The sequence below is a fragment of the Methylobacterium sp. CM6246 genome (assembly GCF_054818005.1).
The window spans coordinates 2,299,589-2,313,312 of the sequence record NZ_JBTXKY010000001.1 but is presented as its reverse complement, the minus strand read 5'-3'; the positions used below and the strand labels follow the sequence as shown (position 1 = coordinate 2,313,312).

The 13,724-nt window shown below is 64.7% G+C and carries 17 protein-coding genes; 4 read left to right on the top strand and 13 right to left on the bottom strand.

From position 1 onward, the window contains the following. Positions 1-57: 57 nt before the first annotated feature. The 4 genes from ACYQPG_RS11385 to ACYQPG_RS11370 form a co-directional block, all read right to left on the bottom strand. Entirely contained in the window at positions 58-786 is a 729-nt protein-coding gene (locus ACYQPG_RS11385) for an SDR family NAD(P)-dependent oxidoreductase (protein ID WP_461230966.1), read from the bottom strand. Then, positions 783-1,418, bottom strand: coding sequence for a DUF938 domain-containing protein (locus ACYQPG_RS11380; RefSeq protein WP_461232456.1), 636 nt, complete (start codon positions 1,416-1,418; stop codon positions 783-785). The genes ACYQPG_RS11385 and ACYQPG_RS11380 overlap by 4 nt, the downstream gene beginning before the upstream one ends. 598 nt (positions 1,419-2,016) lie before the next feature. After that, complete coding sequence (locus tag ACYQPG_RS11375; protein ID WP_147908552.1) at positions 2,017-2,307, bottom strand: hypothetical protein; 291 nt, start codon at positions 2,305-2,307, stop codon at positions 2,017-2,019. Between the two features lie 188 nt (positions 2,308-2,495). Next, positions 2,496-2,747, bottom strand: a complete 252-nt coding sequence (locus ACYQPG_RS11370; protein ID WP_461230964.1) for a PilZ domain-containing protein — start codon at positions 2,745-2,747, stop codon at positions 2,496-2,498. A 176-nt stretch (positions 2,748-2,923) separates the two neighbouring features. On the opposite strand from ACYQPG_RS11370, the gene ACYQPG_RS11365 reads away from it, so the two are divergent. Next, positions 2,924-3,124, top strand: coding sequence for a hypothetical protein (locus ACYQPG_RS11365; protein ID WP_147908550.1), 201 nt, complete (start codon positions 2,924-2,926; stop codon positions 3,122-3,124). 482 nt (positions 3,125-3,606) lie between these two features. Here ACYQPG_RS11365 and ACYQPG_RS11360 read toward each other — a convergent pair whose 3' ends face one another. Beyond that, complete coding sequence (locus ACYQPG_RS11360) at positions 3,607-3,831, bottom strand: hypothetical protein (protein WP_147908549.1); 225 nt, start codon at positions 3,829-3,831, stop codon at positions 3,607-3,609. A gap of 603 nt (positions 3,832-4,434) precedes the next feature. Between ACYQPG_RS11360 and ACYQPG_RS11355 the strand changes: the two genes are divergently transcribed. Continuing rightward, positions 4,435-4,689 carry a hypothetical protein gene (locus tag ACYQPG_RS11355; RefSeq protein ID WP_147908548.1) on the top strand — a complete coding sequence of 85 codons (255 nt, stop codon included), beginning with the start codon at positions 4,435-4,437 and terminating at the stop codon, positions 4,687-4,689. Positions 4,690-5,245: 556 nt separating this feature from the next. Here ACYQPG_RS11355 and ACYQPG_RS11350 read toward each other — a convergent pair. The 5 genes from ACYQPG_RS11350 to ACYQPG_RS11330 all read right to left on the bottom strand — a co-directional run bounded on the left by ACYQPG_RS11350 (position 5,246) and on the right by ACYQPG_RS11330 (position 7,132). Then, a complete protein-coding gene (locus ACYQPG_RS11350) occupies positions 5,246-5,542 on the bottom strand; it encodes a hypothetical protein (protein ID WP_461230963.1) in 297 nt (98 codons plus the stop codon). Between the two features lie 62 nt (positions 5,543-5,604). Further along, on the bottom strand, positions 5,605-5,817 hold the full coding sequence (locus ACYQPG_RS11345) for a hypothetical protein (RefSeq protein ID WP_147908546.1): 213 nt from the start codon (positions 5,815-5,817) through the stop codon (positions 5,605-5,607). Between the two features lie 98 nt (positions 5,818-5,915). After that, positions 5,916-6,299, bottom strand: a complete 384-nt coding sequence (locus ACYQPG_RS11340; protein ID WP_461230962.1) for a VOC family protein — start codon at positions 6,297-6,299, stop codon at positions 5,916-5,918. A 45-nt stretch (positions 6,300-6,344) separates the two neighbouring features. Continuing rightward, positions 6,345-6,584, bottom strand: coding sequence for a 3',5'-cyclic-nucleotide phosphodiesterase (locus ACYQPG_RS11335; RefSeq protein WP_147908544.1), 240 nt, complete (start codon positions 6,582-6,584; stop codon positions 6,345-6,347). 239 nt (positions 6,585-6,823) lie between these two features. Then, complete coding sequence (locus ACYQPG_RS11330) at positions 6,824-7,132, bottom strand: GCG_CRPN prefix-to-repeats domain-containing protein (protein WP_461232455.1); 309 nt, start codon at positions 7,130-7,132, stop codon at positions 6,824-6,826. A 380-nt stretch (positions 7,133-7,512) separates the two neighbouring features. Between ACYQPG_RS11330 and ACYQPG_RS11325 the strand changes: the two genes are divergently transcribed. Continuing rightward, positions 7,513-8,270 (top strand): IS5 family transposase gene (locus ACYQPG_RS11325; RefSeq protein WP_461230961.1). Its coding sequence is split into 2 segments (ribosomal slippage): positions 7,513-7,843 and positions 7,843-8,270, totalling 759 coding nucleotides; the frame shifts between segments, so codons are not numbered across the junction. Positions 8,271-8,620: 350 nt separating this feature from the next. Further along, the gene (wrbA, locus tag ACYQPG_RS11320) at positions 8,621-9,274 is read left to right on the top strand and encodes an NAD(P)H:quinone oxidoreductase (protein WP_461230960.1); all 654 of its coding nucleotides are present in this window, start codon (positions 8,621-8,623) and stop codon (positions 9,272-9,274) included. Here the strand turns inward: wrbA and ACYQPG_RS11315 are convergent. From ACYQPG_RS11315 to ACYQPG_RS11305, 3 genes are all read right to left on the bottom strand, one after another. After that, positions 9,271-9,504, bottom strand: coding sequence for a hypothetical protein (locus ACYQPG_RS11315; protein ID WP_461230959.1), 234 nt, complete (start codon positions 9,502-9,504; stop codon positions 9,271-9,273). The genes wrbA and ACYQPG_RS11315 overlap by 4 nt on opposite strands. Before the next feature lie 488 nt (positions 9,505-9,992). Beyond that, complete coding sequence (locus ACYQPG_RS11310; RefSeq protein WP_461230958.1) at positions 9,993-12,038, bottom strand: ATP-binding protein; 2,046 nt, start codon at positions 12,036-12,038, stop codon at positions 9,993-9,995. Continuing rightward, a complete protein-coding gene (locus tag ACYQPG_RS11305; protein WP_461230957.1) occupies positions 12,038-13,546 on the bottom strand; it encodes an ATPase domain-containing protein in 1,509 nt (502 codons plus the stop codon). Before ACYQPG_RS11305 ends, ACYQPG_RS11310 begins: the two co-directional genes overlap by 1 nt. Positions 13,547-13,724 lie beyond the last annotated feature (178 nt).

The following is a 13,724-nucleotide window of genomic DNA, read 5'->3' as shown; positions in this document are numbered from 1 at the left end:
AGCGTTTGCCGGCCCAGCAGTTGGCCACCACCGGGCGCATCTCGGTCGGTACCGCGTTCAGGCTGGGATCCGCGTGCCGTCCCAGGCGAAGACGCCGCCGGTGTCGTTTGCCGCGAGGCTATCGAGCACGCGGAGGAGATGAGCCGCGCTCACGTCGGGCTGAACGACGCCGTGGGCGTTGGGATCAGACCGAAAAGGCCGCGACAACTCGGAAGCGACCGTCCCCGGATGCAGGCCGACGACGAGTGCCTCCGGCCGGGTGCGAGCCACTTCGATCGCAAGGGTCCGCAGGATCTGGTTCAACGCCGCTTTCGACGCGCGGTAGGAGTACCAGCCGCCCAAAAGGTTGTCCTCGATGGATCCGACCCGCGCCGACAACGCCGCAAACACGCAGCGTCCCCGGCGCGCCAGCAAAGGCACGAAATGCTTCGCCACGAGCGCCGGGCCGATCGTGTTGACCGAAAAGACGGTCGCCATCGCGGCGGGATCGAGCGCCTTGAATGTTTTCTCAGGCAAAACGCCGTCTTGATGAAGGAGTCCGGTTGCTACGATGACCAAGCCGACAGGTCCGGCCGCACCGATGCTTTCCGCAGCCGCAGCGATCGTGGCCTCGTCACCGAGGTCGATCGCAACGGTGCGGACGCCATTCGGTGCTAACGGCTTCGAGCGGGAGAGCGCGAAGACCGAGCTGTAGGCTTGGTTCGCCGCGAGGGCGCACACGAGAGCCTGGCCTATCCCTCCCGAGGCACCGATGACGACCGCGCTCGTCGAGGCGGAGGCCGTCATCGCGCAGATCCGCCACCGTTCGCGGAGGGGCAATCCAGCTTGCGGAAGATCAGGCTGAGATTGTTGGCGGGCATCGCGACGCGCTCAGAGAGACGGAAGCCGTGCCTGTCGGCGGCAGCTGCAACAGCCTCGATGTCACGCACACCCCAAGAGGGGTTCCGCATGCGCAAGCTCTCGTCGAAGGCGGCGTTGCTCGGCGCGGTGTGGGCATCATTCTCCCGAAACGGGCCATAGAGATAGAGGATTCCACCCGCAGGTAGCGTCGCGCCCGCACCGGCCATCAGCCCGATGGTCGCGTCCCAGGGCGCGATATGGATCATGTTGATCGCGACGATCGCGTCGGCCTTGGCTACCGGCCATGGCTGCCGGGCCGCGTCGAGCGCCATCGGGGACCGGAGGTTCGAGAGTCCCGAAGCAAACGCATGGGCGACGATGCTGCGCCGCGCCGCCTCGTCCGGATCACTGGGCTGCCAGTCGAGGGCGGGCATCGCACGAGCGAAGTGAACGGCGTGCTCGCCCGATCCGCTTGCGATCTCCAGAACGAGGCCGCTCGGCGGAACAACGCGCTTCAGGACTTCGACGATCGATGGGGCATTGCGCTCGAAGGCGGGCGAGAACAGCGCATCTGACATCGGGAACTTCAAGCGACGATCCAACGGGGCCACATCTCGTTCCACGGCAGCATGGCTGTTTTTGGCGGCTCGCGCACGGTCTTCGATGACGCGCATGGGCATCTGAGTGGCGGGCCACTCCACGAGCCCCGCAGCGCGACCGCCGATGCTTCAAACGCGCGAACTTCGGTGCCCTCCGCCAGGGCGGGCGCATCCTCCCCGTCGATCCCGATCTCGCGTTCCGGCCGTCGGTCTTCGGATGCCCGCGAAACATTTGTAGGGCCAGCAGGCCGCCGGACGTACTCGCACGTGCCGATCCGCGCCGCGTTGTCGAGCCGAAACGCGTCACAGCCGGCCGCGCAAGGAGGCAGATCCGGGCTGATTCAAGACGTCCGAACGGAACGGGTTGGCCGTTCCTGCGCTGGACCACCGCCGTCCCTAAACGTACATCGCCGCCGCCGCCGCCGCCGACGAGCTTGCGGATTGCGTTCCAGGGCCGTCGGCCCCTCGAAACCGAGCCGTGTCCAGAATATCTCTTCGCGCCTGTGACACCTGGCCCTGGCCGGCAGCGAGGCGAAGGCCGCGCGGTCCGCGGTCCTGTAGTAATCAAACCGGACCTCTACGCGACCTTGTTGCGACGCGACGACGTATTCGCCGATATGGGCGACACGGCCTTGGCATGGTCGGCAGCCGCCCGGAGGGCCGCCACCATCGCGTCCGCCTGTTCGTCGAGGACCGTTACATCGCCGCCGGCGCGGGCACTGCGCCACCCGATGAGAAGGCACGCAAGCCCGGTCGCGACGCTGGCGACTAGCGGCGCCGTGAGGAGCGCCGCCAGGGGACTCAGCGGCGCGAGGACGATGGCCGTCACCAGACCGCTACCGATCGCGGCCGCTATCAAAAGGATCATCGGAGGCTCGCCCGACATGCGCGGCAGACCACCTCCACCGACCGTCCATTAACCACTATGGCGAAACCGTTAACGAGTGGTTAACGACAAGATCTGCAGCGAAAATCTGCTTTAGATTCCCGCTCATAGCCAAGGTTCGATCAGCATCGAGCGCCTGAGATTGACCGACGCGGGGGTCGGGTCGCCGGTCATTCCATCAAGTCGGTCAGGGCGCCGATCTCATCGGAGCTTTTCCAAACGGTCTCGCACCCGATCACCTTCTCGGTGGCATCGAATATAATTGTGAACTTGTCCGGGACGCGCTCCGTACCGTCGAGCCGGACCCGAACGCCCCATTTCGAGATGTCATGGATCACGCAGGGAATTGCCGCCTCATCGGGCACGGTGATGCGTCCCATCATATTGATGGAGACACGACGAGCCGATCTTTGATTGTCCATGGGATCACTCAACGCAGGGCCACGTCGAGTATAGGCCCAGGATCCTTCGCGGGCGGTTCGCCATTTACATCAAATTCGACTTATTCGGGTCGGCTGCGGACGATCGACGCGGTGACAGCCTCGCCAATTGAGCATAGCATCGGGATGATTTCTGGCTGTGCGCATCATGGAGGCAGATGTTCGTCCCTCCCGATCAGCGATCTGTCCCGCCCCGGTGGGAGCCGCCGCGCAAACCCTCACGGGATGCCAAGCGGGCCGAGAACGCTGCCGTCACGCTCATCATCCTGATCTCGATCCTCGGCTTGTTCGCGCCGATTGCGGGCGGGACGCTGATCGCCGTGGTCGCCGCCGTGATCAAGTACCTCTCTCCGCACTGAGCCCGATGAAATCCAGTGCCACGGCTGAAGAACGTGACCGAACTGGCCCGAGCGGTAGCGGCGACTGCATGCCGGCACGGCCTGACGGGTTCAAGAATACGTCCGGCAGGGCGCGCTGACTTTAGCCTGTGCCGGTTTCGGCTCCGCCCGGTGGCCCCGGCACGGTGCCTGCTGCGCCCTGCCCTCCATCCGGTTGCGTATGGATGGCCCGCGACATGATCAGGCCTGGTCGCGGACATCCGTCGCGACCGTAACGTTGACCCGATCGTCGGATTCGGCCGCGTTCGTCGAGAGCCGCAAGGCTGCGCCGCGTCACGCCGCCCGTAGCTCTCCGCGGCTGCAACGCTCAGTTGCAGCGGGCTCTGGGGGGCGTCAGGGGGAAGACGGTGGAGGCCACCATCGACGGTCCGTCATCCGCGCTACCGTCGCCGCTGCGCAGGCGCGAGAAGAACGACTCGGCACCAGGTTTCGATCAGGTCTCGTCACCGGTCGGCATCAAAAGCGCGTGGCCCTATCGGCTCGCACGAGACGAACAGGCTCGCAAACCAAAACAGCGTCATAGCCGCAATCGCTGCCGCCGTTCCGACCAATGGGCTGACGAGCAGCGCAGCCAGCACGCCGTGTTTCCACATCAGGGTGAGTGCGATGAGCCAGCCGAGGCTCGCCGCGACCGTCACGCGGAAGATGCAGCATTCGGATGCCTGCATGGGGATCTCCTTCCATGTTGCAACTAGTACGTGCAATCATGGATCCCTCACTCAATGTGTTGGAATACTGAGGCGTGGGCGTCTCGCGAACGCTGTGATCATCCTGTCACATCGACCCAAGCGGCCCGGGCATCATCTCGCCCCCTGGCGCCATAGAGGCCTGAGACACCTTCAGGCGCGGCACCCCCGGCGGCCGTCCCTGCGAATGCGCCAACCGCCGTCGCTGGACGCGCTGCCAGGCGCGTAAATAGGACGGCGCAATGCGATCTCGATCGGATGGTCCTGCGGTGACAGCACCATCGAACAGGGATCCGACGCCTTCGCGCCTCGGTCTGCCGCGGCGCTCGAATATTTCGGTGTGGCGGCCGTCATCGGGGCCATCCCTTCGTGTTTCGGGGGCGTCCTGAGGGTCACTCGACGGATCGCCTCGGTCGTCGTGGCTCCGTTCTGAGGAACCTCGCCCACTGGGCAGGCCCCATGGCTGAGGGGACGACTACTCGCTCCCGGAAACAAATATCGAGCGGTCGCCGGTTCCGTTAAACGCACCTTTACCCTGCTAAAGCCCCCATGAAACGCAGTGTGGCCCGGCCTCGTACTAAGTGAATGATCGACGTGCCTATCGTACCGGCCGAGCCGATGTCCCAGAGCGAGGACGCGCTCACCCACATGTCGCAGGCCGCGTTCGTGGCAGCGTGGCAAATCTTTGTGGGAGAACCACCGGCCATGATGCTGGACAGCCGATCCGCGATGATCCGGCTTCTGGTCGAGAGCACGCCGGCAGCGCAGCTGGAACAGCTTAGCGAACCCGCGCAAAGCCACCCGACGGGTCATAAGGCGTCGGTGCGCGCAATCCCGTGACACGCGCGTGGAGCCCGGCTGGCAAGGCCGAGCCGAAGGATGTCTCGCATCAGCGCGTCCAATGATGCTGCACGAGTGCGGGGCACTCAAGGCCCAGAAATAGGCAAGGCCCGCCCGGGTGTTCCCGTAGCGGGCCTAATGCGAGCGCGTCGGCGATTCCGTTCCGTTGGCGCTCAGCTCCCCAGCCGATCGCCAAGAGCATCCTGCTGCAACATGGTTAACAACCTGTTGACTTGGGCCGGTCAAATCATCATGCGCAGGCTGCTCGTCAGCTTAGAGGACTATCCGGAGTGTTTCTCCGTTTTACAAAATCTTGGTTGCTATTCAGAGCCCGGCATCAGGGCATGGAGCTGTAAGGTTGACCGCTATTCGGAACGACAACTAACTCGGCAACGGGCGTCGTTGCGACGCCGGTTGCCCCCCTGCCCTTCGCAGACTCGATGCGTTGGATCGCTCGTCGCCCAGGTCAGCGTCGCGCTCGTCAGCACGGCCATCAGATGGCCGATGGCTGGAACGGGGTAAGCCCGCAGGCGGATTGCCTACGGGCCAGGAATCGTCAGCAGTTGTCGTCACCCGGCTTCACCGGCTGGCCCTCGGGGGCCTTCTTCTCGCCCTTGTCCGCCATGGTGCCCGCGCCGGCGTTGTTCATCGCGCCGACCGTACCGGGCGACTCACCCTTGGCGCCTGGCGTCACCTTCGCGGTCGAACCACCTTCGACGTTCGAGCTGGTGTCCTTGGTCGTAGGGCCATTGGCGCTGGTGGTCGTGCCCACCTTGCACGGGGCCGCGAAGGACGTCGTCGCGGTCAGCGCGAGGATGGCGACGGCGCCCGTCAGCGTAGCAATACGTGGCATAGTTCCTCCTGATTTGGTGAAGGAGGAAGACGCAGAATCGAGCGATAGTTCCGTCTTGAGCTTCAGTCTTCGCGGCCGTGCTCGACGGCAACGTCATTGGGCTCCAGGAGCCAATCCGGGAGGATCGGGACGACCTCTCCAGCCACCTCGCCGGCGGTCTTCAAGGCCGCTTCCGCCTTCGACTCCGGACTTTCGGCCCGAACCTCGGCGAACAGCTTGCGCGCGAGGTGGTCCAGCTCTTCGTCCGATAACGTTTGGCCTGGCTCGACCGACATGGGCTGCCTCTCGATAACGGTTTCGCCGGCACTGCCCCGCCGCCCGATCTGAGCACGGGTTGGCGGGACAGTCGCCTACGTCGCCAAACGAACGGGTCTCAGCCTGCGATCCGGTGGAGGGCACAAAGTTTGTTGCCGTCCGGGTCGCGGAGATACGCCAGGTACAACCGGCCGGAGCCGCCTTGGCGTTCACCCGGCGGATCTTCCACCGAAGTGCCACCGTTCGCGACGCCCGCATCATGCCAAGCTTTGGCCTGCTCCGGGCTATCCATGGTTAACCCGATGGTGCCGCCATTCGCGCCACAAGCGGAATTTCCGTCGATCGGCTTGCTGATCATCAAGCGTGCGCCTTTGTGCGTGTAGACCAGGCGTCCCAGCGCATCCTCTGCGCCGGAGCCGGCCCCGCTTGCAGCGAAGAGGGCATCGTAGAACGCTTTCGATCGCTCCAAATCGTTGCTGCCGACCATGATATGACTAAACAAATCGATCTCCCGGCTTTTTCGGTATTACCTATTTTGACGATAAAATTACTTGCCGCCGCCGCTCTTGTACGCATCGATCGCGCTGCGGCAATTCGGTGACATCTGGCTCATGTTCTTCTTGAAGCAGGCGTCCATCTGCGGGCTATTCGGGTCGATGCCGGCGCAGAACGTGATGGCGTCACCCGCACAATAGGTCTGCAGATCCGCATTGCCGCGCTTCGGGGCTTGTGCCGAGGCGGGGACGGCGATGGCGACGAGGCCGAAGGCGAGGATGAGCGTGCGCATTTTTGATCCCTAACCGAAGCGGTTTGTAGCGCCCTAACGAACTCAGCGCCGGTTTTATCCCTCCCCAAACCGGATCTCGCCTTCGGCGCCGTAATTGGGGAGGCATTCAAGGGCGGATGCCCCCTCGGCCGATCGGGATTCGCGCGTGCATTGCGCCCTCGGACAGCCGTCTGCGCCGTGCCCGACAACAGCAGAACCGGCCAGCCGACCTGCGCCCCGCAGGCCGGTGCCGCGCCCTCTTATCGGTAGCCGCCGCCCGGCAGCCGGCCATGGAAGGGCGTATTCCGGCAGTGTCCCCACGGGCCGCGCCAGTAGCCCGGAGGGCACCCGTTCCCGGCACGAACCTGATACCAGCCCCCCGGGAGAGGGCCGAAGTAAGGGGTGTTCCGGCAACGCCCCCACGGACCACGCCACGCGCCTGGTCCGCAACCGCCCGCGACACGGGTAACCGGAGCCGCGCCGCCTAGGTCGGCCGCGATCGGCATCGCTTGTGCCGTTGCGACCGGCAGAGCGGTGAGAGCTGCGGCAACAATCATCGTGTTCATCATCGTCATGATTGTCTTCCTTCCTGTTCGATCACCGAGGTGCTCGCGTCAGCCGCCCAGACAACTTGGAAGTTGTTCGGTCAATGCATTAAATATTGGCGATGAAACGAAATGGTTTCGTAAAATACGACGATGCCATGCGAATGCGACTAACAAATCAGCCGAAGCGAGCGAGGGATTTTACGGTCCGTGCCTTGCCGGGCCCTGACCTGCAATCCAAGGGCAATTTGCCATCGTGCTGCAGGTCAGAGCGACAGAGCCGGTGCCGAGGTTCGGCATCGGTTACGTGTGCTCGGACTGGCCTAGGGTGTGAACCGCACCAAGCTCTTGCGAGCTTTGCGCTTTCGTGATTCAGGGCCGCCGCGTGCAGCACGGAGGCGACGATGGCGGAGCTGTTCTGGCTCTCGGATGCGCAGTGGGCGGTGATCGAACCGTTCATGCCGAAGGATCAACCCGGACCGGCGCGCAAGGACGACCGGCAGATCATCTCCGGCATCCTGCACGTACTCACCTCTGGCTGCCGCTGGCGCGACTGCCCGGCCGCGTATGGCCCACGTACCACCGTCTACAACCGCTTCAACAGGTGGTCACGGCGCGGCTTCTGGAAGGCCATGCTGGCGGCGATGGCCCAAGCCGGATGGTCGGGCGAGGCGACGGCCATCGACAGCACCTACGTGCGGGCGCACCGTTCGGCCCACGGCGGCAAAGGGGGGCGCGTGCGCAAGCCATCGGCCCGTCGCGCGGCGGCCAGACGACCAAGATCCACGCCCTCACCGACGTCCTCGGCCGGCCCGGCGTCCTCCTGCTGACGCCCGGCAACGCCAGCGATGTCACCACAGCTCCAGCCGTGCTGGCTGAGGCCCCCGGCCGGATCCGCCGCCTGAGCGCCGACAAGGGTTACGACGCCGATTGGCTGCGCGCTGACCTGCGCGCAAAGGGCATCACGCCGATCATCCCGGGCAAGCGCGGTCGGAAGAAGAGGATCCGCCACGACAAGCGCCGCTACCGCGAACGCTGGCGGATCGAGGCGACCTTCAACCGCCTCAAGGATTTCCGCCGCATCGCCACACGATACGACAAGCTCGCCCGTAACTACGCCTCAGCTGTCGCTCTCGCCGCCGTCATCGCGTTCTGGTGCTGATCGAGTCCAGACCCTAGGAGCCATGGCGCCACAGGCGCGGACCTATTGGGTAGAGCATCTGTTGCTACTTCGGATCCGCAAACGTGGATCAGCGAGGTTCTTAGGTGGCAGAACGGCCTTCCAGTCGATACGGCCAGCGCGGCGGTCCCAGCACGCCGCTTGTCTGCGGGATCATCGGTTGCCCAAGTCTCAGGCAGACCGTGCTGATGGCTGGCCCGATGGTGAAGTCGCATCGAACCACCGGCCGTGGAGCCGTGGCTTCAGCAGGCTGCGGAATTGCCGCCAGATCTGACGCTCGCTCGTCCGACCCGCAACCGCCGGCCCATGGCACCAACCCGTAGGAGCGTGCTGTGACCGATTCGACTCCCACCTCAACCCGACTGTTGATCGTCTACTACTCACGCAGTGGCAGCGTGGAAGCGCTCGCAGGCGCCGCAGCGGAAGCTGCGCGGGATGCTGGCGCGGACGTGCGTGTACGCAGAGCGCGCGAAGTCGCCGACGCGGCCTCCATGGCGAAAGTCGACGGGTGGACAGAGAGCGCCGCCCGACAAAACAGCCTGTACGAGGCTCCCACGCACGAGGATGCCGAGTGGGCTGATGCAATCCTGTTCGGCACACCCTGCTACTTCGGAGCGATGGCGACCGAACTGAAGAACTACCTCGATCTGCTCGGTCCACAATGGAAACGCGGGTCGTTGGCCGGCAAGGTCGGTGGTGCCTTCGCAGCCGCATCCTGGCCGCATGGTGGATCCGAAGTCGTCACCCTGTCGCTGTATGCCCCGATGGCGCATCTGGGCATGGTCATCCTGCCGACCGGCTACACCGACGAAGTGATGCTCGAAGCGGGATCACCCTACGGCGCGTCTACCATCGTGGGTTCGAAGAACCAGCCACTTCGGATGGAAGACCTCGATGCAGCCCGCCATCAAGGTCGGCGAATGGTGGCGATCGCCGGTGCGTTGATCGCGGCTGGCGAGATGCCGAACCGCCGTACGGACAGCTAGGCCAAGCCGTCCTTGGCGGCATGGTCCGGATCGTCCGGTTGGCTTTCGGCATCTTTGACCACGTCCTTGTTCCCGGGCTCGCGCCCCTTCCTTTTGTCGGGCACGTCGTCGTTTCGGCTCTGCACCGTGGGCGGCACGACGCTCACAGCATGGGGTTCGTCCGTTTCAGCCATCATACGCCCTCGAATATCGACCGGATCAACGCTTTGATGTTCGAACCGCTCGCTCAAGCCGATCGCTGGGTTCGGTGCCGCTCGTGCCGCCATAGCGCGACGGCGACGCGACGCGCTTCATAGGATCGCCGAAGCGGGGTCCCGAGCCCGCCCTGGCCTTCCGGGGCATAGGCGTACATCAAGACGCCCTCCGGACCATAGGTTCGGCGCATCTCGGCGCGCCAAAGACCGTCTGCCGTCGTCAGGGCAGCCTCCGTGAGGGCGAGGCGGGCACGGTCGGGTGAAGGCGGCGGCTGAGCGATCATCTCGCCCAACGCGCCGATCCTGCAGAGGGTCCCTCCTTACCGACCTGAACGGGTACCGTTTCGAACGTAGGCTCGGGCCTTACGCCTGCGCCCGCGATCGACAGCGGAAGTTGGCGTGTCGATCCACGGTCAGTCCTATGGTTTTCGCATCGGCGTTTGAGTGAAGAAGAATATCATCCGACAAAATAAAAATTCGCAGTGATCGACCTCGATTATAAAAGTATCAGGTCGTCACGATCCTCAGCAACGCTTTCCTCCGAGGACGAGACGGAGTGAGTGGGCCAGTTCATCGCGCCGGTATGGTTTGTTCAGGACAGGAAGATCGCCGCGCCCGATCACCTGTCCCTCTTCGAGGTTTGCCACGTAACCCGAGGTCAGGAGGACCTTGAGGCCGGGCCGGAGGCGCTGCGCCTCGATGGCGAGCTGCGAGCCGTTCATGCCGCCCGGCATCATCACGTCGGAAAACAGGATGTCGATCCGCTCGACGCCCTGGAGGTGGACGACGGCCTCGGCGGCGTTGCGGGCCACCACTACGCGGTAGTGGAGTTCCTCGAGGCTTTCGACAGCCATGCCGAGAACCTGCTCGTCATCCTCGACCAGAAGCACGGTGTCGCCTTCGGTAGCCCGACGAAGCGGGAGGGTGCCGCCGCCGGTGCCAACCTCGTCTCCGGCTGGCTCGGCCGAACGTGGGAACAGGAGGCGGAACGTGGTGCCGACACCAAGCTCCGTGTCGATGCCGATGAATCCACCTGCGCTGCGGGTGAAGCCGTAGACCTGGGACAGGCCGAGGCCTGTTCCTTTCCCGACCTCCTTCGTCGTGAAGAACGGTTCGAACACCCGAGCCATCGTCTCGGGGGTGATGCCGCTGCCCTGGTCGATCACAGAAACTTCGACGTAGGCCCCCGGCGGTACGCCCTTGCCGGCAACCGCCGCGGTATCGAGGTGCAGGTTCCGGCTCCGCACGACGATCCTTGAGCCACCCCCCTCCATCGCGTCGCGCGCGTTGACCACAAGGTTCAGGACCGCCGCCTCGAACTGCGCCGGATCGATCCGGATCGGGTCGATGAGGGCGTCGAGATCCAACCGGAGCTCCAGTGCGCCGCCGACCGCCCGCTCGGCCAGCGGCTTGAACTCGGTGAGGAGGCGGTTCGGGTTGATGGTCTGGGGCCGCAGCATCTGCCTGCGCGAAAACGCCAGGAGTTGCTGGGTGAGCTGCTCGCCGCGCCGCGCCGCATTCATCGCGGCTTCCGCTAGGCGGACGACGCGCTCGGTGTTCTCCGGCTTGCGGATCATCATGTCGAGGCCGCCCACGATGACGGTGAGCAGATTGTTGAAATCGTGCGCCACGCCTCCGGTCAGCTGCCCGATGGCTTCCATCTTCTGGGCCTGGCGCAGGGCCTCCTCGGTGTTTCGCTGGTCGGTCCGGTCGACGACGATGCCAGCCATACGGACAGGGCGTCCGTCGTTTCCATACTCCACCTGACCCTTGGCCGCGATCCAACGGATCGCGCCATCGGCCCGCGACATCCGGTATTCGATGTCCAGTGTCCCAGTCCCGACCGCCGTGGCGAAAGCGGTCTCTACCAAGAGCCGATCCTCCGGCACGGTGTGGTTCAGAAACTCGGCCATGCCCCACGACGCAATCGGCACGTCGTAGCCGAAGATCGCATCGTGTCGGCGCGAGCGTCGTGCTGTATCGTTGACGAGATCGAGATCCCACGACCCCATGCCGGCGGAATCCAGCGCGAAGGCCAGGGTCTCGCGCGCCGCTTCCACCTCGCGCGTACGCTCCTCGACACGACGTTCCAAAGTCTCGTTCGCGATGCGCAGCCGCTGCTGGGCATCCTCGCGTTCCCGGATATGCTGCCGAGCCTGGTATTGGCGGCGGCGGACCCGCAAGGCCGAGGAGACCGCGCTGAGGAGCGTTTCCGCGTTGATCGGGCGTTCCAGCAGGACGACGTTGCCGAGGCGTTCGATCATGGCGGCGGCCGAGGAGGTGCGTCGTCCGGCCTGCCGCGTCGCCAGCATGATGAAGGGGAAGTCCGACCACGGCGGCTGGGACGAGACCCACGCGTTCAGCGCTGTGGGATCGACGTCGAGAAGCGCCTCTTCCGTCACGATCGACGTCGCAACGGAGGTGCGTAGGCCGTCGAGCCATGCGGCGCCATCGGCACAGACGGTGGTGAGGACGTCGGATTTGTACAGCAGCTGCGCCATGACGATCGCGTCGCGTCCGCGCGGCGCAAGGATCAGGACGCGTTCCCCGTCAGGGTCGAGAGACGGCATCACGGCGCCTCCGCCGCGTCGCCGCCGGGGATCAGCGCCACCTTGCCGTCGTAGGTCGGCAGGCCGGACAGGATGCCTTGGAAATCGGTCAGGGCGGCGCCGACCTGGAGGCCGATGGGGGAGAGCTTGAGCTCCCGAATGGTGCGCTCATGCGCGTTGACGCGGCTCTTCACCACCGAGAGAGCGGTCCGAACCGAGCCATTGGACTCAAAGTACCGGAACAGGAGGATGCCGTCGCTGAGATAGCTGAGGTCGATATCCGATCGGACGTCGCCGATCACGCCGTGCTGACCGAGAACAAGCAGGGTCGTTGCGCCCTTCTGGTTCAGGTAGTTCAGGAGTTCGTGCATCTGCAGGACAAGGTGTTCCTCGCCGGGCATGGCGTGGATATACGCGTTCAGGCTGTCGAACACGACGAAGCTGGCGCCCCGCGTCTCGACGGTGCCGCGTACCCGGCAGGCGAATTCACCGGGCGAAAATTCGGCCGGCTCGATCTCGTCGATGACCAGCCTGCCGCTGGAAAGATGCGCGTCGAGATCCATTCCCAGCGCCCTGCCGCGCGTGAGCATGGTCTGCCGACCCTCGTCGAACAGGAAGTAGGTCGCCTTGTCCCCGCGATCCAACGCTTCCAGCATGCAGCGGACCGCCGTGGTGGTCTTCCCAACCCCCGAGGGACCGAGCAGCAGGGTATTGGTCGAGGGAGCTAGCCCTCCACCCAGGAGAAGGTCGAGCTCATGCGAGCCTGTCGATGCCGGGGTCATATCGAACTTCGCGGCATGATCGTTCGCAACGAGGCTGGGGAAGACTTCGACGCCGCCGGTATCCAGGACGAAGTCGTGCATTCCGCCGTGGAACTTGACGCCGCGCATCTTCAGGACATTGAGACGCCTGCGTGCGGCGCCGAAACCGCGCCGGATCTGCTCCAGCATGATCACCCCGTGGGCGATGCTGTGGAGTTGGACGTCAGCGGTCCCATCATCGAGCAGGAGAACCGTGCATTTCCTGGACGCGAACATCTGCTTCAAGGCCAGGATCTGGCGCCGGTAGCGGAGGGGGTTCTGTGCCAGCAGGCGAAGCTCGGACAGGCTGTCGAAAACGACCCGCTGCGGTTTGAGGCTGTCGACGCGGTCGATCACCTCGCGCACGGTTTCTCCGAGTTCGACCTCCGACGGATGCAGGACGGATTGCTCACTGTCGGGGTCGAGGCCGAGTTCGTTGACGAGTTCGTAGACCTCAATGCCGTCCAGAGACCACCCGTGCGTCCCGGCAGCGAAGGAAAGCTCGTCGGCGCTTTCCGAAAGGGTGACGTAGAGACCCTTTTCCCCGTGGGCGACGCCGTTGAGGAGGAACTGAAGGCCGACAGTCGTCTTGCCGGTCCCGGGCGTCCCTTCGAGCAAGTAAAGGCGGCTGCGCGTTAGCCCACCATCGAGAATCTCGTCGAGGCCATCGATCCCCGTCGACAGGATGTCGCGAGGCCGGGGGACGTGCGTCGTAACGGACTCGGCCATCGGGCCCCATCTGGATAGCGGCATCCGGCTCCCGCATCAGGAGCTCCCGGGTACCTTGGGAGACGTGTTCGGACGACAACTCCGGCTTGGCGGTTTGGTCCCATCGCAATTGCCATGACGTGAGCCCGGATTTGTCGTGGGGCAGCAGCCCCCTAACAGGGCTTCGATCAGACCGACG